Below are 20,107 nucleotides of genomic sequence, written 5' to 3'. Positions count from 1 at the left end.
AGTAGAGGACAATGATCGTGTGACGGGCCAGACAAACGATCGACGCGAGCTCATCGCAGACGCAGCCGTCCGGCTCATCGCCGAGGCCGGTATCCACGGACTGAGCCATCGCGCGATCGATCGGCGACTCGAACTCCCGAACGGATCGGTGTCCTATTACTTCCGCACCCGGACTGCCCTGATCGACAGCGCCATCGAAGCCATCACCCGGCGCGCGCGCTCGGCGTTTACGCAAGCGGCACCAAAGCCAGACGGTAGGGATGCCGCACAGACCGTCGCCGATTACCTCGACGACCTACTGATGCACCGGGACGCGGATGCACGGGCACGATACGCACTGCTCGCCGAGGTCGCGGGCGACCCGGATCGGGTACGAACGCTGCGTGATTGCCTGTTTTCCGAACAGGATTCGCTGACGCTGATGCGGGCGATCGGATCATCCGAACCGGAGTCGGACGCCGCCGATCTGATCAGCCTCTGCGAAGGCCTGGTGTTCGACGGCATCACCGGCAGACGCGACGAAACCGGACGCCGGGACACGATGACCCGCACAGTGGACCGATTCTTGCGCGGCCTCCGATAGGACCGACCCACGGCAAAGGCACACGTTCCGGTCATAACCACACGTTGCGACGTGTGGTTATGACTGGAACGTGTGCCTTTGCCGAGATTTAGATCTTGTAGGACTCAGGCGTCGACGGAGGCCGAGCGATCGACCAGCACGGCAACGGCCGCACGCAGGATCTCGACAACCTCGGGGACGTCGGCGATGTGCTTGCCGTCGAGGCTGCCGATCGCCAGATGCAGATCCACCTCTTCGACGACCTTGCCGCCGGCGATACCGACCGCGCGGGCGGTATCGGCGTGCGACCACTTGCCGCCGTACTGCGCGAGCGCCGCACCGAGCACGCCCACAGGCTTGCCGCTGATCGCGCCGGAGCCGTAGGGACGCGAGAGCCAGTCGATCGCATTCTTGAGGACGGCGGGGATGGTGCCGTTGTATTCGGGCGTGGCGATGAGAAGCGCATCGGCATCGGAGACCGCCGCGCGCAGCTGCGTCACGGACTCGTCGACCTCATCGATGTCGAGGTCTTCGTTGTAGAAGGGCAGCTTCTCGAGACCGCTGTACACCGCGACGTCAACACCCTGCGGTGCGTTGTCGGCCGCCACTTCGGCGAGAACCCGGTTGACGGAATCGCGCCGAAGGCTTCCTACCAAGACAAGAATCTTCGCGGTGGCGCCAGACGCCTCGTTCGTGCCAGTAGCTGTACCGGTCAAGGTCACTCCTCGTTGTTTCGCATTACTAATTGCTAAGTCCAGTTCATTCAACCGGACCCTGGTCCGAACGTATTCCCGAAGTGGCTACCGTTACAGTCATGGCTGTGCCCAAGCCCCCTGCGCACTCGGCTCCGAGTGCAGACCAGTCGCGAACCGGCACATCTGACGCCGCAATACCCCTCCTGACCACATCCACCGCGGCACGACCGGCTCACCCTGCGCCGATGTCACTCGTCGCGCCTGCCGAGTCCGAACGCGCGGACGCCGCCCGCAACCGTCAACTCTTGTTGGAGGCCGCCACCCGACTCATCGACCGCCACGGAGCATCCGCGGTCACGATGGACGCCGTGGCTCGCGAGGCCGGGGTCGGCAAGGGCACCGTTTTCCGCCGCTTCGGCAATCGGTCCGGCCTCATGATCGCGCTGCTCGATCATTCGGAGTCCGCGCTACAGCAGGCCTTCATGAGTGGACCACCGCCGCTCGGACCCGGAGACGAGGTCGACCCACTCGACCGACTGATCGCCTACGGTCGCGCTCGACTGGCCACCACTGCCGCGCACCTCGACGTTCTGCTCGAAGCCGAAGACAGTGGACCACAGCGATTTCTACATCCCACCCGCACCGTATCGGTCATCCACACCCGAACGCTGCTCGAGGCCATGGGGTTTTCAGGCGACCTCGAGTTGATGTGCATCGCGGTACTCGCTCCGCTCGACGCACCGGCGATCCATCATCTGCACAACCACAGGCACCTGTCCTTCGACCAGATCGCAGACCAGTGGGAATCACTGGTTCGGTCGCTCAAGCCCCCGAAGACCTGACCGGACTCGGACGGTTCAGTTCTCGGGTGCGCCGATCCGGGTTCCGGCGAGATCCGGCGACATCCCGTCGTGCGAGACCAGCGCATTGCTCTGCGAGAGAGTCGGGCCCGCGGCCAGCAGTGAGATGATCGACCAGGGGGCAGGCACCGGACTCTCCCCCAGTCCCAGTGCAATCGCAGTGTTCTGATCCGGGATACCGAACCGAACGCCCGAATCACTCACGTAGAACAGCGATTCGGCCCGGGTACTGTCCGGCTCGGAGCCGGTGACCCGGATGTAATGCCCGCGGCCCGGTTCGACGAACACCGCATCAAGTCCGGGCCCGGGTCCGTCGGCGCCGGCGAGCAACACCGGCTCTGATTTCGAACCGAGCGGCAACGTCGATCCGAGCAGGACCCCGCGGACCGCCTGATGATCGTCCTTGGTGCGCGACCACGCGCTACACAACACCGGGTCCGCATCCACATCGGTCAGGACCGGTGTGACCGCCGGGAAGTCGGTGACCGGTAGCTCCTCGATGGTGTCGACTCCGGTCAGAGCACCTGGGCCCACCGTCGGGACACTGCCACCACCGGCGGTGTCGGCCTGCCTGATCACCTCGGCGGCGACCTCGCCGATCTGTTGAACACCCTTCGTCAGCGCTACGTAATAGGTTGTCCCACCGGACAAACCGGTCACCTTGATCACCGATCCGACGGGTATGGCGCTCCCCAGCGCCGATGGTGCACCCGCACCGGAGATCGTCGGAACCACAACGGGTTCGACTTCCGGGATGGCGTTGAGCAGACCGGGGCTCACCATCCGCACCGGCGCCCCGTCGATGCCCAGCGCGCGCCGCACCGGAACGCTGTCGGTATCGATCCGGGCCCGCTTCCCCTCGAAGACGAGATAGGTGTCATCGCCGACGGTGACCAGGGAGGCATCACCTGCCGTTGCCTCCCGGATCCGATCGCCTAGTGCTGGTTCGCCGGCGACGACCGTGGTGACGACATCATCACCGGCCACCGTGTCGCACACCGTCCACTGCGAGACGTCGGCCGACCGCGGTCCCGGCAACGCCACCGGTGCACCGGGTATCCCGAGCAACGGGCCCCGCGGATATCCGGTGAGCTTCTTCTCGGCGATCGACTTCGGTGATTCGTCGCTGCCGCTGATCAACCGCGCAGAGGCGAGGTTGAGAACCGGATGCAACCTGTCGTCGACCACGACATACATCGCGCCGGCCTTCTTGCTCACGATGATCTTCGAATCACCCACGGTGCCTTGTGGTTTGATGAGTCCGTACACGCCGAATCCGGCCAACACCAGCAGCGCGAGAACCAACCCGACCAGCAGTGAACGGGCTTGTGACCGCATCGGGTCGTGCAACATCCTCACGTCGCGCCGAATCAGCGCGTGCTCGAGTCGGCGTAGCAGAAAGCGATAGCCGTTGACCTGAGCTTTCGTCGTCAATTGAGCAGGCAAAATATTCCCCCCCATCCTCCCGCCGTGTAGCGTATAGCAGCATTGAGCTCCGGGGTACGCCCGGAGTTCGACCATTGGATCGGGGCCGATGGCTGTGGGGGGATTCATGATTGTTGTGGTCGCGATCGAGCTGTTGATCGGCGGCGCGCTCGTGCTGTCATATGACAACGGCGCGCTCTGGTGGATTGCGCTGGTCGGCGCCGTTGTCTTGTCAGCGCTGTTGGTCGCGTTGCCCGGCCGGGCGTCAGTGGCGCGGTTGTTGATGTTGCGGCTCGGACTCTGGCGTCGCCGTTTGCTGCGTGGTTCCGAACCAGACGGATCGAAGCCGGATCAGGCACCGTTCGACATCCCGGTTCCCGACGAGTCTCCCATCGGCGCCCGATGGGACGGCACGTCCCTGGTCACGGTCCTCCGGATCGACACACCGCCTCCGGCGATCGGACTACTCGACCCCCGTGGATGTACCGGAATCCCCGGTGTCCCGCTCTCTGCACTCGCCGAGAGCGTTCGCCAGTTCGACATCGAACTCGAATCGATCGACGTCATCAGCCACGGCATCCGCTCGCACGGCACCGGCCGCGTGGCGCAGGTCTACCTGCGCACACTGGGCCCGCTCCCGGCCACGGCCTACCGGTCGGTCCTCGTGGTCCTTCGGCTCGATCCCTCCCGGTGCCCGGAGGCGGTCGCCCGCCGCGGCGGCGGATCCGAAGGCGCGCTGCGCACCGCGATCGTCGCCACCCGTCGGGTCGCCAACCGGATCGGTGGTCGCGGACTGTCCGCAACCGCGTTGACCGCGGCGGAGATCACCGCGGCGACAACCCAACTCGCCCATGGCGCCGGTGGCGCAGAGGTGTCCGAGAGCTGGGATTCGGTGTCGGTCGGTCGATTGCAGATGTCGACATATGCGGTCTCGCCCGAACACCTTGCCCCCACTCTCGACGCGGTGTGGGCTGTCCAGTCGGTGTCGACGACCGTCACGTCACGACTTCGTTCGACACCAGACGGAGAAATCTCGCTACGCACCCTGGTCAGGTTCAACACCCTGGCCCCCGAACAAGACAAGCGCGCCGGGCATCCCGAGATCGCCGGACTGCTCCCCCTCCATGGCCGCCAGCGCGCCGCCCTCGCCGCCAGCTTGCCCGTCGGTGCCGCCGACCGCCTGCCCCCGATCGCCGAACACACCATCTCCGGTGACGATCTGGCGCAGGTCTTTCTGGCCGCGGCCGGATGTGGCCAGCTCATCGGCGCCGACCACAGTGGACGCGCCGTGGCGGTCGACCTACTCGGTGGCCGACCGCATCAGGTCTCGATCGCCGGTGGGTTGCACCTGGCCCAGCAGGTACTGCTACGCGCGATCGGTGTCGGCGCCCGGGTACTGATCTACAGCGACCGCCCCGTCGACTGGCAGCAGTTCATCACGGCGATAGGCGATCCCGGACTCGTGGCATTGGCAGGCGGACGGGTCTTCCCGGGGCATTTCACCGTGGCGATGTTCGACGGTCTGGCCCCGACCACTGTCGATGCATCGACGATCATCTCGTTGACACCTCCCGGAACGCACACCGAAGCCGCCGACGTCAGGCTTGTCCAGAATCATGCTGCACCCCAGGACATCTGGATCTCGACACCCGGTGGCTCGGCGATGGTCACCATGGTCGCGACCGGGGATGAGATCAGTTTCATCGGCAACAGCCTGCCCTCGACCACCGGCGCCCCGGTACCCGGCCGGCATGCAGTTGCCGGGGCCTCCCCGGTCTATTGACCAGGGACCAGGGCGCGGAAGAAAACGCTCCGCGCACTGGCCGCATGGACCACGACGTCGGGATCACAGTCCGCAAGCCAGACTGCGTGTCCTTGCGGGACCAACAGACTGGTGCCAGTCCCCCTCAACTCGATCGCACCGGACGTACACAGCAGGATCTGCGGTCCGGGCACGTCGAACAGAATCGATGACGGCTTGTGGATACCGGTGCCGTCGAGCTCCACCATCGACAGCCGGAACTCCGAGATCGGTGTCTGATAGATCAATTCGGCATTGAGGGTGCGCAGCGTCGGGGTGACGTCGGACGCGGCAACCGGGGTGAAATCGAGCACCCGGAGCAATTCGGGCACGTCCACGTGCTTGGGGGTCAGCCCACCGCGCAGGACGTTGTCGGAGTTGGCCATCACCTCGACAGCCGTGCCGCCCAGGTAGGCGTGCAGATTGCCCGCAGGCAGGAACAGACCCTCGCCCGGACGCAGCGAAATCCGGTTGAGCAGCAACACCGCCAGCACGCCGGAGTCGGCCGGGTAACTCTCGCCGATCTCCAGGAATGTTCGGACCGCGGCCCCGAAGTGGCCGTTGCCGTCCGCCAGATATCGGATGGCTCCGTCGAGTACCGCGGGGATCAGAGTTGTCAGCGCCGATTCCGGAAGCGTGATCCAGGTGGTGAACAACGCTCGCAATCCTTGCGAATCAGGTTGTCCCGCCAGCATTCCCAGGTAGGCGTCGAGCTCGGGCACCTGTAGTGCACGCAGCAGGTCGACCGTTTCACCGACATCACGGAAACCCGCGAGCGCTTCGAACTCGGTGATGGCCACGACCAATTCGGGCTTGTGGTTGTCATCCCGGTAATTGCGGTGCGGCGCACCGACCTCGATCCCCTGGGCATTCTCCCGGGCGAATCCGTCTTTTGCCTGTTCCAGACTGGGATGCGCCTGCAACGACAAGGGCTCATCTGCCGCAAGGATTTTCATCAGGAACGGCAGGCGCCCCTGATACCTCTCGGAGCACGCCGCACCGAGCTGACCCCGCGGATCCGCTTCGACGACGTCGAGCAGGGTCTGACCCTCTGCCCCACCGCCGACCGGTGCCGGAGCCGCCGGATGTGCACCGAACCAGAGTTCGGCCTCCGGATGCGGGCTCGGAGTGGGCAATCCACGCAGCTCCGCCAGCGCAGTTCGCGAACCCCAGGCGTATGGCCTGATCACACCGTCGAGCAAGTGCATCAGTGGCTGCCGACCAGCCGCAGGTACGCACCGGCCATATCGGCGCGTAACGCGAGAATCATCAGAGGCACAAGGTCTTCCATACCTGCAGCCCGGCCCGTGGGTTCGGCGCTGGGCTGCTCGGCGGGCCCGCTCGTCCGGATGTCGACATCGGCCAGCGATGCGGTGCGCTGACGGGCCAGCCATTCCCGATCCGGGGTGGTCAGCAACTGCACACGCACAGGCTCGCTCGGTATCGGACCGTCGATCGCAGCGTCATGAAATATCGGATCGTAGTCAGCCGGCATGGTGCCACCGTACCTCGCCAGCAATGCGCCCGCAGCGAGGACTTCGCCGAGATCCGTTGCGGTACTGACCACTCCGGCACCTGCGAAAACCGTCCGCGACGCGTGGATCGCGACGACCATCCCGGCTGCCGTATCCCCTGTCCAGACCGTTCTACGATCCGCAACACGAACCGCCAGTTCCTTTGCCGCGTTGTGAAACAGCTCATGTCCGGGATGGTTTCCGGCAGCTTCCGAATCCAACTCGTCGGCCATGGCCGACAGATCCGGATGTCGGCCTTCGAACCGCACCGCACGCAATCCGTCCAGCACCGCGAACATCGCCGCCACATAGTGCGCGAACCGATACGGCGCGGGGACATGTACGCGCGGTGACAGATCCACCACCGGACCGGAAATCGCCTCGCGTAACGGTCCCTCGACCGGTCCGGCGACGACGACCTCGGCGCGGCGGCGGCCGGCCCTGGCCGCCGCATCCGCAAGACGCGGGTCCCCGGCGTCGTCCCCGGCGATCACCACCACGTCCAGCGGCCCGATCCAGGACGGCACGGCTCCGCACTTGATGAGCGGGACATCGATGTGCGGGCCGGCCAATGCCATCACGAGATCGACGGCCCGCCCGGAGGTGCCGTCACCGCAGACCACGACCACCGCGCGGGGCAGCAATCGTTCGAGCGGCTCGAGCACACCTTCGGACCGGGCCGCGGCCATCGCGCGACACTGGGCGCCGGCCAGGGCCGAAGCCGGCAGCAGGCCTTCGACATCGGCGTCGAGCAACGCGGCGACGTCGTCGATTTCAGGCGCTCCGGTCAACATGGCTCCAGCCTAGTGCCGTGAGTCGAAAGTTTCTTGCGGGTATCCGGTGTCGCAGATCGAACGCCGGAGACAGCAAAAGGACTTTCGACTCGCGGCAGTAGTGCCCATCAGCCCCGAACGACCCCCAGGATCCGTTCGGTCAGCTCATTCACCCGTTCGGTGGTCGCGGCCTCGACATTGAGCCGCAGTAGCGGTTCGGTGTTCGACGCCCTCAGGTTGAACCACGAACCATCGGCGAGATCGACCGTCACACCGTCCATCTGCGTCGTACCGGCGATCTCGTCGGCGAAATCGGCCAGCACCGCTGCCGTACGCGCTGCCTGATCGTCGACGGTCGAGTTGATCTCACCGGAACTGGCGTAGCGCTCGTACCGGGCCATCATCTTCGACAACGGCTGATCCGACGCCCCGAGGGCCGCGAGCACATGCATCGCCGCGAGCAGGCCCGAATCAGCACCCCAGAAGTCGCGGAAGTAATAGTGGGCCGAATGCTCGCCACCGAAAACCGCTCCGGTTTCCGCCATCTGCGCCTTGATGAACGAATGACCAACTCTGGTCTCCAGTGGCACACCACCCAGTTCGCGGACGAGTTCCGGGACCGCCCGGGAGGTGATCAGGTTGTGGATCACGATGCTGCCGGGGTGCTTCGCGAGTTCACGCTCGGCCACCAACGCGGTGACTGCGGACGGAGACACCGGGTCTCCCAGTTCATCGACCACAAAGCAGCGGTCGGCGTCTCCGTCGAAGGCCAGGCCGATGTCGGCGCCGGTCTCCTTCACATAGGCCTGCAGGTCCACCAGATTCTTGGGATCGAGCGGATTGGCCTCATGGTTGGGGAATGTTCCATCGAGCTCGAAGTACAGTGAACGCACGGTGAACTCCTCGGAACCACCCAGGACCACCGGAACTGTGTGACCACCCATGCCATTGCCCGCATCCACGGCGACTGTCAAGTGCCGCAGACCGGAAAGATCGACGAGCTTGTGCAGAAACGCCGCATAGTCCTTCAACACGTCGCGCTCGTCCAGCGATCCTCTCGCGACGGGCGTACTTGCATCACCGGGTCCTTCGACCAGTTCACGCGAGATGGTCGCCAGCCCACTGTCCTGGCCAACCGGTTTTGCGCCGGCCCGGCACATCTTGATGCCGTTGTAGCTCGCCGGATTGTGGCTTGCGGTGAACATCGCGCCCGGCCGGTCGAGATCTCCGGAAGCGAAGTAGAGCTGGTCGGTGGAGGCCAGCCCGATGAGGGTCACGTCGAGTCCCTCGTCCAGGGCGCCGTCGGCAAACGCCGCAGCCAGTTCGGGGGACGACTCGCGCATGTCGTGTCCGACCACCAGCGCCGATTGGCCTTCACTGTTCATCAGACGTGCGAACGAACCACCCACAGCGCGGACGAAATGGACATCGATCTGCTCTCCGACAAGCCCTCGAACGTCGTAGGCCTTGATGACGGCACTCACCAGCTCACGGCTGAAGAGTTGCGCGGGACGATCCACGGATTGGCTCCTTCTATGTCGGTACAGCATCACGATCTTGCATACACACAGTCGCCGGCGCGGCCGTTCCATGGAGCTCGAAACGTGCCATCGGCCGGGTCGGTCGACAGCGGGGTCAGCACCCAATCATGACCGACCTACAGACCCCGAAAACCGACACCCCTCCAACATCTTGGTACTCCCGGCTCCGATTCGCTGAGTTCAAAGCTGCCCGCCTCGGTGCGGAGAGATTGAACTTGACGCTCATCCGGCGCGTGACCGTGACGATCTGGGCGCTGACGCTGCTCGTCTTGCTGGCCACCCGGACCATGTCGTTCGGCCGGTCCTACGTGCTTGTCGCGCTGGCAATCGGCCTGGCCGCCGCGTCTATCGGCCGACGCAACATACTGTCGGTGATCCGTGACTGGCTGCCGTTCGGCGTACTGCTCGCGGTGTACGACTCCACGCGCGGTCTGGCCGCATTCCTCGGTATGCCCACCCAGTGGCATCTCGCGGTCGACGCCGACCGGTGGATGTTCCATGTGGTGCCGACCGTGTGGCTGCAAGAGCATCTCAAGATGGCTGACGCCCAGTGGTGGGAAGTGTTCACGAGTTTTGTGTACATGTCCTACTTCATCGTCCCCTACGCGGTCGCCGGCTTCCTGTGGCTCCGCGACCGGGTGCAGTGGCGCCGGTTCGTGTTGCGGCTCATCACTATTTTCTTCCTCGGACTCATCGGCTACGTCCTGGTTCCCGCGGCTCCTCCATGGGCGGCCGCCAAATGCACCTCGGCCGAACTGGTCGGCGGGCCGGCCTTCCCGTCGTGCATCACCACACCCGAGCAGATCGTGCCCGACAACATCCTCGGTCAAGTGGAGCCCGAACACGAAGGTGCTGCCCCCTACATCGAGCGGATCTCCAGCCGCGGCTGGGAGGTGCTGCACATCGGTCCGGTGCGGGACGTGATCGAGGTCGGACAGGACAAGTCCAATCAGGTCGCCGCGATCCCGTCCCTGCACGCCGGGGTCACCGCGTTGCTCGCCATGTTCATGTGGGGCCGGACGAGAGCGTTCGGGCGCACCGTCTACACCGGCTACGCGATGGTGATGGCGTTCACCCTGGTGTATTCGGCCGAGCACTACGTGATCGACCTGATCCTCGGGTGGGGTCTGGCCGCATTTGTGATGGTGATCTGCCACTACGGCGAAAAAGCCTGGTACAAGCGGAAAGGGCGCGATCCGGTGAGCACCACCGCATCCGCGGCGGCCGAACCTGCGAGGGTGGAACTCAGTCCACCGGATCAGGCAACACTCGAAGGTGTCCACGTCGACCCGGTCGCGGGCGCGGAAGCGGGTCGGGACCGTTGACCGGGGTCTGCGCCCGACTCAGATGAGGCGCAGAGTCGGCGCTGGGGACGGCGGAGACGTGCGAGACCAAGGAGCCACCGGAGGCTTCGCGAACGGCCTCGGCCAGCGCCGTCAGATCGTCCTCATCACGTCCAGGCGCGGCGAATCCACCCGCGCTGCGCAGCATCTCCCAGCCACGCGGAACGGTGATGCGGGTTGCGTGGGTGTCGCACAGATCCCACGAGTGCGGTTCGGGAGAGGTCGCCAACGGCCCGACCACCGCGGTCGAATCTGAATACACAAAAGTCAGCGTTGCGACCGCCGGGTTGGCGCAGCCGGGCCTGGAACACTGACGTGGAAGCCTCACGGGTGGAAGATTATCCCTATCCCCTGGCGGGTCGAAGTAGGACACACCGCACAGACCTGCCTAGACTTGCGACTTATGGCACCCATTCGTCCTCCGCTGGTCCGACCACGGCGTCGACGATCGGTTCGAGGTGTTCCCCGGGTCCGCGATCGTCGTGGTCGTGGCCTGCGATCATCCCTGCTCCCGGTCCACGTGCCGGCCTGGACGAGCCGCTCACAGTCGTTCGACGCGGTGGTTCTGGAAGCCTTTGCCGAGATCGATGCCCGCTGGCACGACCGGCTCACCGGACTGGACATCGCGGTCGACGAGGTGCCGCGGATGCTTCCCCGGGATCCCGACACCGTGCAGTGGCCTGCCGAGGTCACCGCCGACGGCCCGATCCCGCTGGCCCGACTGATCCCGCCGGGCATGGACGCGGACGGCCGGGCGACCAAGGCCCGCATCTTGCTGTTCCGGCGACCACTGGAGAGTCGCGCCAAGAAGGGCGCAGACCTGTTGGACCTCGTCCACGAGGTACTCGTACAGCAGGTTGCCGCCCACCTGGGCGTCGACGAAGACACAATCGACCCGCCGCCCCAATAGGGACAGACGGGTCGCCATGTGCCATAACCGTGACCAGGAGTCGCGGTGTGCAGAAATTATCTTGCAATTGGTTTGTGCCGAAAAGCCAATTGGTTTGTGCCGAAAAGCATTGTGCCGCAACAGTTAAAACTGCGCGGCCATCCCCCGATACCACCCCGTGAACATCACCGACGATCGGTGACCGAACCCCGCCGAACTAGACGATGCCGCGCTTGATGCGCCGGCGCTCGCGCTCCGACAAGCCGCCCCAGATGCCGAACCGCTCATCCTTGTGCAGCGCATACTCGAGACACTCCGCGCGTACCTCGCATCCCTGGCAGATCCGCTTTGCCTCGCGGGTCGAGCCACCCTTCTCAGGGAAGAATGCTTCGGGATCGGTTTGGGCACAGAGCGCCCGGTCCTGCCACTGATCTTCGACGATGTCGAACATCTCGTCGAATGCAGTGGTGACCAAGCTCAGTCTGGGACGTTCGTTCTGACGGTCCTCGGGTGCGTTCAATTGCGAATCGACTTGCGGTTCAAGGCTGTTGGTAGCCATGTGTTCCAGAGCCATCGCCCCGCCTCCTCATCTGGACTTCGAATTGTGCAGTTGGTCAGTCATATTCGAACAAGTGATCGATTCCTATGCCCCGCAACAATTCTCGTTGTCAAAACTGGGAATGACACTGATGTGATTAGACACGGTTTCGGGGGTCCAGGTCAAGCCGCGAGCGAAATTGCTTTACCACCCCATCGGGTGATTCCAGAGTCTCGACACGGCGTTGATGGCCAAAAAGACACTCGTCACGATTCGAACAGTTCGAACACCGCGCAATCGCCGACTGGGGCGCGACCCACCCGATGTTACGTGCCCGCAGTGGCGATGCGGGAGCGAAAGCAGCGGGCAATCCGAGTCCCCGGCGGGCGGCACTAGGGTGGTTCCTTGTGAAGGTGACCGTTCTTGTTGGTGGCGTCGGTGGCGCCCGATTTTTGCAGGGTGTTCGTGAACTCCTTGGACACACGTCGTTCCCCGACGTCCTGGCGGAGGGGCGACCTCCCTCTGAACATGAAGTGACGGCGGTGGTCAACGTCGGCGACGACGCCTGGATGCACGGCGTGCGCATCTGCCCGGACCTCGACACCTGTATGTACACCCTCGGCGGCGGCATCGACACCGATCGCGGGTGGGGCCGCCGCGGCGAGACGTGGCATGCAAAAGAAGAACTGTCCGCCTACGGCGCCGACCCCGACTGGTTCGGGCTCGGTGACCGCGACCTGGCCACCCATCTCATCCGCACTCAGATGCTCGACGCCGGATACCGGCTCAGCGACATCACCGCAGCCCTGAGCAAGCGGTGGGATCCGGGGGTACGTCTGCTGCCTGCCACCGATGACCGGCACGAGACCCATGTGGTGGTCACGCGAACCAGTTCGATCGGGACCGAGGTTTCGGAAGAGAAGGTGGCGATCCACTTTCAAGAATGGTGGGTTCGCCACCGCGCCCAGATCCCGACGCACGGCTTCGCGCAGGTGGGTTCCGACGACGCCAAGGCTGCTCCCGGGGTGCTCGAGGCGATCGCCGAGGCCGACATCATCCTGTTCGCCCCGTCGAATCCCGTGGTCAGCGTCGGCGCCATCCTCTCGGTGCCAGGCATCCGCGGAGCCCTGCGCACCGCATCGGCACCGGTGGTCGGCATCTCCCCCATCATCGGCAACAGCCCGCTGCGCGGCATGGCCGATGAATGCCTGTCGGTGATCGACGTCGAGACGACCGCCGAAGCCGTCGGCAGACACTATGGCGCCCGCAGCGCCAACGGTGTGCTCGACGGCTGGCTCATCGCGCCCGGCGACTCCGCCGACGTCCCCGGCGTGAAAGTCGCCTCAGTGCCACTGTTGATGACCGATCCCGCAACCACCGCGCAGATGGTCCGCGACGCCTGCGATCTGGTGGGTGTGTCCTATGAGTGAGTCCGCGTCGATGAATGAGTCCGGGCCCGGGCCTCACGCCCCTCAGGACCATGCCGCCCCGGGCAGCATCGAGATCATCCCGATCCCGGGTCTGCCCCGCTTCAACCCAGGCGACGATCTCGCCGCGGCGCTGGCCGAGGCCGCCGGATGGATCCGTGACGGCGACATCCTTGTCGTCACGAGCAAGATCATCTCGAAGATCGAGGGCCGCATGGTCCCGGCGCCCACCGATCCGGACGAGCGGGACGCCGCGCGCCGCGCTCTGGTCGACTCCGAGGCCGTCCGGGTGGTCGCGCGCAAGAACCGCACGTTGATCACCGAGAACAAACTGGGGATCATCCAGGCGGCTTCCGGTGTCGACGGATCGAATGTCGGCAGCGACGAATTGGCGTTGCTCCCTGTCGATCCCGATGCCAGCGCGGCCGCCCTGCGGGCATCGCTGCGTGAGCGTCTCAGCGTAAACGTGGCTGTGTTGATCACTGACACGATGGGACGCGCGTGGCGCATCGGACAGACCGATGCCGCAATCGGGGCCGCAGGAATCGCCGTCACGCACCCCTACGAGGGGTCGGTCGACGAGTACGGGAACCCGCTCGTCGTCAGCGAGATCGCTGTCGCCGATGAACTGGCCGCCGCCGCCGACCTGGTCAAGGGCAAGCTCGGTGAGATTCCGGTGGCCGTCGTCCGCGGGCTCGATCCGCGCGAAAATGGAACCACGGCAAGGGATCTCGTACGCCCCGGCGAGGAAGACCTGTTCTGGCTCGGTACTGCCGAGGCACTCGAACTCGGCCGCAGGCAGGCATTGCTGATGCGACGGTCGGTGCGCACGTACACCGACGAGCGGGTACCGGAACAGATCATGCGGGCCGCTTTTGCCGAGGCGCTGACCGCTCCGGCTCCGCACCACAGCCACCCGGTGCGGTTCATCTGGCTACGAGACGACACTCGCCGCACCGCACTGCTCGATGCGATGGCCCGACGCTGGCGTGAGCATCTGACCGACGACGGCAAAACCGAGGTGTCGATCGGCAAGCGTGTGGCCCGCGGTCAATTGCTGTACACCGCACCCGAAGTGGTGATCCCGGTCCTGACCGGCGATGGCCGTCACGACTACCCCGACGATGAGCGCACGGCCGCCGAGCACACCATGTTCACCGTGGCAGGCGGCGCCGCGGTCCAGGGTCTGCTGGTCGCGCTCGCAACGCGGTCGGTGGGTAGCTGCTGGGTGGGGTCGACGATCTTCGCTCCCGAACTCGTCCGCAGCGAACTCGACCTGCCTGCCGACTGGGAGCCGCTGGGTGCCGTGGCGATCGGCTATCCCACCGACCCCACCGACCGGCCCCGCCCGGCCGCGGCCATCGATTCACTGGTGGTGGAACTGTGAGCGGAAAGACCCTGCACGCATCGGCCACCGACCTCCTCACCCGGTGGCAAACCACTGATCCACACCAGGATTCGCTGCGGCACACGGTCTTGGCGTTCTTGGCAGCCGCGCCCCGCGGATGCCTGCGTGAATGCGCTGCGGGCCACATCACCGCATCGACGATCGTCTTCAACTCGGCGCGCACCCATGTGCTGCTGACGCTGCATCCGCGGGTCGGCAAATGGATCCAGCTCGGTGGCCATTGCGAAGAGGGCGACACCACGATCACCGACGCGGCCACCCGCGAGGCCCAGGAAGAGTCCGGTATCACCGACCTGCGGATCGTCGACGAACTCGTCCAGATCCACACCCATCCGATCACCTGTTCGCTCGGGGTCCCGACCCGGCATCTCGACCTGCGATTCGCCGCCTTCGCCGACGATCTCCCGGACGGCTCACTGCCCGAGTTCGTTCAGAGCGACGAGTCCGTCGACCTGGCGTGGTCGCCGATCGACGCACTGCCCGACAACACCGAACACCCGGCGATACCGGACCTGATCACCGCCGCCCTCAACCGGTTCTGACCGCAGGCCCCCGGGCCCCGCGGATCAGACCCGGATACCTTTTCCGATCGCGACCACACCGCCTGCGCTGAACGCGAACCGTTCGCGGTCGCGGGTTTCGTCGACGCCGACGATCTCGCCGTCCGTGACCACAACGTTCTTGTCCAGGATGGCTTTACGGACCACTGCACCCTTACCGACCCGGACACCGGGCATCAGCACACTGCCTTCGACGGTGGCACCGTCCTCGATGATCACGTTGGAACTGACCACCGAGTTGCGGACGGTGGCCGCGGAGATGATGCTGCCCGCCCCCACCATCGACTCCTGCGCGAGTCCGCCTTTGACGAACTTGGCCGGCGCCACGAGGTAGTCGGCCGAGCCGTGGATGGGCCAGCGCCGGTTGTACAGGTTGAAGATCGGGTGCACCGAAACCAGATCCATGTGGGCGTCGTAGAAGGCGTCCAACGTGCCGACATCACGCCAGTAACCGCGGTCGCGGTCGGTGGCGCCGGGAACCTGGTTGTCCTTGAAGTCGTAGACGAACGCCTCGCCCCGCTCGACGAACGCCGGGATGATGTCGCCGCCCATGTCGTGGTCGGAGTCGCTGTTGTCGGCGTCGAGTTTGATCGCCCGCACGAGGGCATCGGCGGTGAAGACGTAGTTGCCCATCGACGCGAAGGTGGCATCGGGGTCGTCGGGGGTGCCGGGCGGATCGGCGGGCTTCTCGAGGAACTGGGTGATCCTGCCGCTGTCATCGGCATCGATGCAGCCGAAGGCGGTGGCCTCACTGCGCGGGACGCGGATCCCGGCCACCGTGCATTCGGCACCTGAGGCGATGTGCGCCTCCACCATCTGCTCCGGGTCCATCCGGTAGACGTGGTCGGCACCGAAGACCACGATGTAGTCGGGCTGCTCGTCGTAGACCAGGTTCAACGACTGGAAGATCGCGTCGGCGCTACCGGTGTACCACCGCGGACCGAGCCGTTGCTGGGCCGGGACCGGCGTGATGTATTCACCGTTGAAACCGGACGGCCGCCACGTCTGGGAGATGTGCCGGTCGAGTGAATGGGATTTGTACTGGGTGAGCACGCACAGGCGCGAGTACCCGGCGTTGACGAGGTTGCTGAGCACGAAATCGATCAGACGGTATCCGCCACCGAATGGGACGGCTGGCTTGGCGCGGTCCAGTGTCAGGGGAAAGAGCCGTTTGCCCTCGCCGCCCGCAAGAACGATCCCAAGGACGTGGCGCTGTGAAATCACCCTCTCAACCTATCCGCCAACCGACTGTGCGGCCATAGAGAGGTGCAGATCTTTTCGAAATCGTTTGGCCCCACCCGATTACACCTGCCGTCCCCGGGCTCTGTGATCTTTCCTGCCACCATTGGCGTACCGCTGTCCACCCGGCTAGCGTCAAGGTCATGCGCGTGGCAATGATGACCAGGGAATATCCGCCAGAGGTATACGGCGGGGCCGGGGTTCACGTCACCGAACTGGTCCGGCACCTGCGCACATTGGCCACCGTTGACGTGCATTGCATGGGTGCACAGCGCCCCGGCGCCGAAGTCCACGGCGTCGATCCGGCGCTGATCGGCGCCAATCCGGCCATCACCACACTGTCGTCGGATCTGCGGATGGCGGTTGCCGCCGAAGGCGCTCAGGTCGCGCACTCCCACACCTGGTACACGGGCCTGGCCGGACATCTCGCCGCGCAATTGCACGGCATACCCCATGTACTGACGGCACATTCACTGGAACCACGCCGGCCATGGAAAGCCGAACAGCTCGGCGGCGGCTACCGGGTGTCGAGTTGGGTCGAGAAGAACGCCATCGAGTACGCCGACGCCGTGATCGCGGTGAGTTCGGGTATGCGGATCGATGTCTGCGACGCCTATCCCCGCCTGGATCCGGAAAAAGTACACGTGGTTCGAAACGGCATCGACACCCAGATCTGGCACCCGGCGGATCCGGCGGAGTCGGATGCCACACTGACCGCACTCGGTGTGGATCCACACCGTCCGATTGCTGCGTTCGTCGGCCGGATCACGCGACAGAAGGGTGTACGCCATCTGGTCGCGGCCGCCCACCACATGGATCCCGATCTGCAGCTCGTCCTGTGCGCAGGCGCACCCGACACCCCCGAGATCGGAGCCGAGATCGCCGCGGCCGTCGACGAACTCTCCCAGACGCGCTCGGGGGTGTTCTGGGTCCGGGAGATGCTGCCCACCAACAAGATTCGCGAAATACTATCTGCGGCAACGGTTTTTGTCTGCCCCTCGATCTATGAACCACTGGGCATCGTGAACCTGGAGGCCATGGCCTGCGGGACGGCGGTGGTCGCCTCAGATGTCGGCGGGATTCCCGAGGTGGTGCGCGATGAGGTCACCGGCCTGCTGGTTCACTACGACGAAGACAAAACCCGCGACTTCGAACACGATCTCGCCCACGCCGTCAACCGGGTGATCGCCGATCCGGAATTGGCCCGGGCGATGGGTGAGGCAGGCCGAGCGCGGGCGATTGCCGACTTCTCCTGGGATTCGATTGCCGAGCACACCCTGCGGATCTACGAATCCGTCTGCAAGACCGCCTGATACACCGCGACGGTCACCGACGCGGTGACGGTCACCGGATCAGGCAACGTGGACAGTTTCGTATCGACCTCGGCCCTGGTGAGATGAAACGCCGACGGGCCCATCAGCACCACGTCCGCGACGTCGTCGTGCGTGAGTTCGATCTGGTATTCCACCAGTGCTCGGTCGGTGCGGACGAAATGCCCGGACATGCTGTTGCCGATGCGTTCTGACTTGTCCTTGTCGACGCCGATCATCCCGACCTCCGACACCAACTCACCCAGGTGCCGCGGCGTCGGGGACACAACCACCAACATTCCGCCCGGGCGCAGTACCCGCGCGAACTCGGAGACGTTCCGAGGCGAAAAGATCGACAACGCAACGTCGATCGCGTCATCGGCGATCGGAAACCGCTGCCATCCGTCGGCCACCACGGCTCCGATGGAATCGGATAGACGACTCAGCTGACGCGCAGCCGACTTGGAAAGATCAAGTCCCACACCGCGTCCGCGGCAAGCCTTGACGGCGGCGGCGAGATAGTGTCCGGTGCCGGCACCGACATCGAGAATTGTTGCCGCAGGAGGGCATTGCCGCGCGACCGCCGACATGATCGGATCGAAGAATCCTTTGTCGAGGAATCGGGTTCGCGCGGCGAGCATGTCGGTGGTGTCTGAGCGAAAATTGCTACCGGCCCCGCCCAACAGAGTGACGTACCCCTGTCGAGCGAGGTCGAAGCTATGGCCCGCCGGGCACCACAGGGTGCGGTCGGCGAGTTCAAGCGATCCTCGGCACACCGGGCAACTCAACAGATCGACCACAGCGGTCAACACGCGTTCGATCGTCTCCTTCAGTTGCCTTTACGGCGTGGCAATCAGGCGGTCACCCCGCGCAATTCTTCCCCCAGTGCTGCCGCCTCGTCCGAGGTCAGCTCGACAACCAGTCGGCCACCGCCCTCGATGGGGATGCGAACAACGATTCCTCGCCCCTCCTTGGTTGCTTCAAGGGGACCGTCCCCGGTCCGTGGCTTCATCGCCGCCATTTCTGCTCCCTTCAGGTTCGCTGCCGCAGTCGGCGTCGAAGTCTGATCTTATTAGGTCGATACCAGTGTTTGCTGACACCGCACGTTCGGTGCTGCGTGGTCGCGCTCCATACTACGGACCGCGGAGCCGTTATTCTTCCCGTTGCGCAGGGCTTTCGGCCTCTTCACGAGCTTGAAGATCGTGCAGTGCGTTCCGAAGCTCGTCGAGTTCGCGGGCGAGTTTCTCGAGCGCCCAGTCGACCTCACCGGTTTTGTAGCCACGGGTCACCTGTGCAAAGCGCAGTGACCGCACGTCCTCACCGGTGATTCCGGCCCGGGGTAGACGGGTCAGAGTGGTCCCCCGCTCCAGCGGGGGAAGATCCTCTGAACGACCGAAGACCAACCAGACGACGGCGAACACCACACCGATCACGACGACCATGATCAGCAGGTACAGCAGAAGTGTCAGCACGTCATCCACTATTCCAGGTCAGCCGGAGTGGTGTTGCGGACCGCTACGCTCCTCGGCATTTTCGAAGGTCATCTCGATGTGACCGACCGACGAGGTCATCAGCGCATGCCGACCCAGCTGCAGTTGCCGTAGCTCGTCTGCGATCGGATGTGACCCGAGTTGCAACCGCGCACCCCCGAGCCGGGTTCGCGTCTCTGCGGTCCGATTGAGCACCCAGGGCGTCTCACGCGTGACACCGCCGATGTGCGAGTACGCGCGAAGCACCGCGGTCGCATCAGAATCCGGAACCTTGAACCCCGGCCGGACCGTGAGCGCGACAATCAATTTTCCCGCTTCGCTCACGGCACCCCTCTTAGTTGCCGACGAATGGTCGACGTCGAAGTCTGCCAACGTTTTCGGAAAACCCCAGATCGCACGGCCTGCGGCGAGTGTGAAGTCACCGTCGACCGGGAGACGATGCACCAGGGCGCGAGCCTGCCCGGTCGCCAGCGCCCGGAGATTTCCCAAAATCGTCGACTTCCCGGGCGTGTCGGGATCTTCGAGCAGCATGCACACCCCAAACTCGTTGTACGGGCCGAGATCTCCGTCCACGTAGTCGACGAACACCAGCATGCACATCGTCCTACCCGGCCTGACCTGCATCACCCGGAGGCCGGTGTCGTCGATCATCGCCTGTGCCGCAACGGCAGAAGCTGTGAACCCGGCCACAAAACAGCTCGCATGACGGATCCGGACCGGCATCTGGACCTC

Annotated in this window: 21 protein-coding genes; 9 read left to right on the top strand and 12 right to left on the bottom strand. The window is 64.9% G+C overall.

Annotated features, from left to right (window positions below):
• Nucleotides 1–19: 19 nt before the first annotated feature.
• Nucleotides 20–583 carry a TetR/AcrR family transcriptional regulator gene (locus AC1D75_RS10910; RefSeq protein WP_495515243.1) on the top strand — a complete coding sequence of 188 codons (564 nt, stop codon included), beginning with the start codon at nt 20–22 and terminating at the stop codon, nt 581–583.
• Nucleotides 584–687: 104 nt separating this feature from the next.
• Here AC1D75_RS10910 and AC1D75_RS10905 read toward each other — a convergent pair whose 3' ends face one another.
• Complete coding sequence (locus AC1D75_RS10905) at nt 688–1,284, bottom strand: NADPH-dependent FMN reductase (protein ID WP_495515242.1); 597 nt, start codon at nt 1,282–1,284, stop codon at nt 688–690.
• Between the two features lie 218 nt (nt 1,285–1,502).
• On the opposite strand from AC1D75_RS10905, the gene AC1D75_RS10900 reads away from it, so the two are divergent.
• Nucleotides 1,503–2,099 carry a TetR/AcrR family transcriptional regulator gene (locus AC1D75_RS10900; RefSeq protein ID WP_495515241.1) on the top strand — a complete coding sequence of 199 codons (597 nt, stop codon included), beginning with the start codon at nt 1,503–1,505 and terminating at the stop codon, nt 2,097–2,099.
• A gap of 15 nt (nt 2,100–2,114) precedes the next feature.
• Here the strand turns inward: AC1D75_RS10900 and eccB are convergent, their stop codons facing one another.
• Nucleotides 2,115–3,563 (bottom strand): type VII secretion protein EccB, encoded by a 1,449-nt coding sequence (gene eccB / locus AC1D75_RS10895; RefSeq protein WP_495516046.1) that lies wholly within the window; start codon nt 3,561–3,563, stop codon nt 2,115–2,117.
• Between the two features lie 88 nt (nt 3,564–3,651).
• Between eccB and eccE the strand changes: the two genes are divergently transcribed.
• Nucleotides 3,652–5,325, top strand: coding sequence for a type VII secretion protein EccE (gene eccE, locus AC1D75_RS10890; protein ID WP_495515240.1), 1,674 nt, complete (start codon nt 3,652–3,654; stop codon nt 5,323–5,325).
• Here eccE and manA read toward each other — a convergent pair.
• The 3 genes from manA to AC1D75_RS10875 form a co-directional block, all read right to left on the bottom strand.
• On the bottom strand, nt 5,319–6,551 hold the full coding sequence (manA, locus tag AC1D75_RS10885) for a mannose-6-phosphate isomerase, class I (protein ID WP_495515239.1): 1,233 nt from the start codon (nt 6,549–6,551) through the stop codon (nt 5,319–5,321). The two genes, eccE and manA, sit on opposite strands and share 7 nt — an antisense overlap.
• Nucleotides 6,551–7,651, bottom strand: a complete 1,101-nt coding sequence (locus AC1D75_RS10880; protein ID WP_495515238.1) for a hypothetical protein — start codon at nt 7,649–7,651, stop codon at nt 6,551–6,553. Before AC1D75_RS10880 ends, manA begins: the two co-directional genes overlap by 1 nt.
• 107 nt (nt 7,652–7,758) lie before the next feature.
• Entirely contained in the window at nt 7,759–9,180 is a 1,422-nt protein-coding gene (locus AC1D75_RS10875; protein WP_495515237.1) for a phosphomannomutase/phosphoglucomutase, read from the bottom strand.
• A gap of 98 nt (nt 9,181–9,278) precedes the next feature.
• On the opposite strand from AC1D75_RS10875, the gene AC1D75_RS10870 reads away from it, so the two are divergent.
• Nucleotides 9,279–10,496, top strand: a complete 1,218-nt coding sequence (locus AC1D75_RS10870; protein ID WP_495515236.1) for a phosphatase PAP2 family protein — start codon at nt 9,279–9,281, stop codon at nt 10,494–10,496.
• Here AC1D75_RS10870 and AC1D75_RS10865 read toward each other — a convergent pair.
• Nucleotides 10,417–10,842: a DUF3499 domain-containing protein gene (locus AC1D75_RS10865; RefSeq protein ID WP_495515235.1), complete on the bottom strand. Its 426-nt coding sequence runs from the start codon at nt 10,840–10,842 to the stop codon at nt 10,417–10,419. The two genes, AC1D75_RS10870 and AC1D75_RS10865, sit on opposite strands and share 80 nt — an antisense overlap.
• 75 nt (nt 10,843–10,917) lie before the next feature.
• On the opposite strand from AC1D75_RS10865, the gene AC1D75_RS10860 reads away from it, so the two are divergent.
• Nucleotides 10,918–11,424, top strand: a complete 507-nt coding sequence (locus tag AC1D75_RS10860) for a metallopeptidase family protein (RefSeq protein WP_495515234.1) — start codon at nt 10,918–10,920, stop codon at nt 11,422–11,424.
• A 196-nt stretch (nt 11,425–11,620) separates the two neighbouring features.
• On the opposite strand, the gene AC1D75_RS10855 is transcribed toward AC1D75_RS10860, so the two are convergent.
• Nucleotides 11,621–11,854, bottom strand: coding sequence for a WhiB family transcriptional regulator (locus AC1D75_RS10855; protein WP_028462746.1), 234 nt, complete (start codon nt 11,852–11,854; stop codon nt 11,621–11,623).
• A 494-nt stretch (nt 11,855–12,348) separates the two neighbouring features.
• Here AC1D75_RS10855 and cofD point away from each other — a divergent pair, with 494 nt between their 5' ends.
• The 3 genes from cofD to AC1D75_RS10840 are packed head-to-tail and all read left to right on the top strand — an operon-like array spanning nt 12,349 to nt 15,318.
• On the top strand, nt 12,349–13,371 hold the full coding sequence (cofD, locus tag AC1D75_RS10850) for a 2-phospho-L-lactate transferase (RefSeq protein ID WP_495515233.1): 1,023 nt from the start codon (nt 12,349–12,351) through the stop codon (nt 13,369–13,371).
• Nucleotides 13,372–13,381: 10 nt separating this feature from the next.
• Complete coding sequence (locus tag AC1D75_RS10845) at nt 13,382–14,755, top strand: coenzyme F420-0:L-glutamate ligase (RefSeq protein WP_495516045.1); 1,374 nt, start codon at nt 13,382–13,384, stop codon at nt 14,753–14,755.
• Complete coding sequence (locus tag AC1D75_RS10840; RefSeq protein WP_495515232.1) at nt 14,752–15,318, top strand: NUDIX hydrolase; 567 nt, start codon at nt 14,752–14,754, stop codon at nt 15,316–15,318. Before AC1D75_RS10845 ends, AC1D75_RS10840 begins: the two co-directional genes overlap by 4 nt.
• A 24-nt stretch (nt 15,319–15,342) precedes the next feature.
• Here AC1D75_RS10840 and glgC read toward each other — a convergent pair whose 3' ends face one another.
• Nucleotides 15,343–16,560, bottom strand: coding sequence for a glucose-1-phosphate adenylyltransferase (gene glgC / locus AC1D75_RS10835; RefSeq protein WP_495515231.1), 1,218 nt, complete (start codon nt 16,558–16,560; stop codon nt 15,343–15,345).
• A gap of 158 nt (nt 16,561–16,718) precedes the next feature.
• Between glgC and glgA the strand changes: the two genes are divergently transcribed.
• Nucleotides 16,719–17,888: a glycogen synthase gene (gene glgA, locus AC1D75_RS10830; protein WP_495515230.1), complete on the top strand. Its 1,170-nt coding sequence runs from the start codon at nt 16,719–16,721 to the stop codon at nt 17,886–17,888.
• On the opposite strand, the gene AC1D75_RS10825 is transcribed toward glgA, so the two are convergent.
• The 4 genes from AC1D75_RS10825 to AC1D75_RS10810 all read right to left on the bottom strand — a co-directional run bounded on the left by AC1D75_RS10825 (nt 17,861) and on the right by AC1D75_RS10810 (nt 20,098).
• The gene (locus AC1D75_RS10825) at nt 17,861–18,697 is read right to left on the bottom strand and encodes a putative RNA methyltransferase (protein ID WP_495515229.1); all 837 of its coding nucleotides are present in this window, start codon (nt 18,695–18,697) and stop codon (nt 17,861–17,863) included. The two genes, glgA and AC1D75_RS10825, sit on opposite strands and share 28 nt — an antisense overlap.
• 41 nt (nt 18,698–18,738) lie before the next feature.
• The gene (locus AC1D75_RS10820) at nt 18,739–18,906 is read right to left on the bottom strand and encodes a DUF3117 domain-containing protein (protein ID WP_023963302.1); all 168 of its coding nucleotides are present in this window, start codon (nt 18,904–18,906) and stop codon (nt 18,739–18,741) included.
• Between the two features lie 130 nt (nt 18,907–19,036).
• Entirely contained in the window at nt 19,037–19,357 is a 321-nt protein-coding gene (locus tag AC1D75_RS10815) for a DivIVA domain-containing protein (RefSeq protein ID WP_495515228.1), read from the bottom strand.
• An 18-nt stretch (nt 19,358–19,375) separates the two neighbouring features.
• Nucleotides 19,376–20,098 carry an acetoacetate decarboxylase family protein gene (locus AC1D75_RS10810; RefSeq protein WP_495516044.1) on the bottom strand — a complete coding sequence of 241 codons (723 nt, stop codon included), beginning with the start codon at nt 20,096–20,098 and terminating at the stop codon, nt 19,376–19,378.
• Nucleotides 20,099–20,107 lie beyond the last annotated feature (9 nt).

It is taken from the genome of Williamsia sp. Y712 (assembly GCF_059445525.1).
The sequence above is the reverse complement of the archived record's forward strand: the minus strand, read 5'-3'. Positions and strand labels throughout refer to the sequence as shown.

What these genes read in the sequence shown, in the direction of transcription:
- AC1D75_RS10900 (WP_495515241.1), top strand. Translation starts at nt 1,503, where the DNA reads ATGTCACTCGTCGCGCCTGCCGAGTCCGAACGCGCGGACGCCGCCCGC.
- eccE (WP_495515240.1), top strand. Translation starts at nt 3,652, where the DNA reads ATGGCTGTGGGGGGATTCATGATTGTTGTGGTCGCGATCGAGCTGTTG.
- manA (WP_495515239.1), bottom strand. Translation starts at nt 6,551, where the DNA reads ATGCACTTGCTCGACGGTGTGATCAGGCCATACGCCTGGGGTTCGCGA.
- AC1D75_RS10880 (WP_495515238.1), bottom strand. Translation starts at nt 7,651, where the DNA reads ATGTTGACCGGAGCGCCTGAAATCGACGACGTCGCCGCGTTGCTCGAC.
- AC1D75_RS10875 (WP_495515237.1), bottom strand. Translation starts at nt 9,180, where the DNA reads ATGCTGTACCGACATAGAAGGAGCCAATCCGTGGATCGTCCCGCGCAA.
- AC1D75_RS10870 (WP_495515236.1), top strand. Translation starts at nt 9,279, where the DNA reads ATGACCGACCTACAGACCCCGAAAACCGACACCCCTCCAACATCTTGG.
- AC1D75_RS10860 (WP_495515234.1), top strand. Translation starts at nt 10,918, where the DNA reads ATGGCACCCATTCGTCCTCCGCTGGTCCGACCACGGCGTCGACGATCG.
- AC1D75_RS10855 (WP_028462746.1), bottom strand. Translation starts at nt 11,854, where the DNA reads ATGTTCGACATCGTCGAAGATCAGTGGCAGGACCGGGCGCTCTGTGCC.
- AC1D75_RS10845 (WP_495516045.1), top strand. Translation starts at nt 13,382, where the DNA reads ATGAATGAGTCCGGGCCCGGGCCTCACGCCCCTCAGGACCATGCCGCC.
- glgA (WP_495515230.1), top strand. Translation starts at nt 16,719, where the DNA reads ATGCGCGTGGCAATGATGACCAGGGAATATCCGCCAGAGGTATACGGC.
- AC1D75_RS10820 (WP_023963302.1), bottom strand. Translation starts at nt 18,906, where the DNA reads ATGGCGGCGATGAAGCCACGGACCGGGGACGGTCCCCTTGAAGCAACC.
- AC1D75_RS10810 (WP_495516044.1), bottom strand. Translation starts at nt 20,098, where the DNA reads ATGCCGGTCCGGATCCGTCATGCGAGCTGTTTTGTGGCCGGGTTCACA.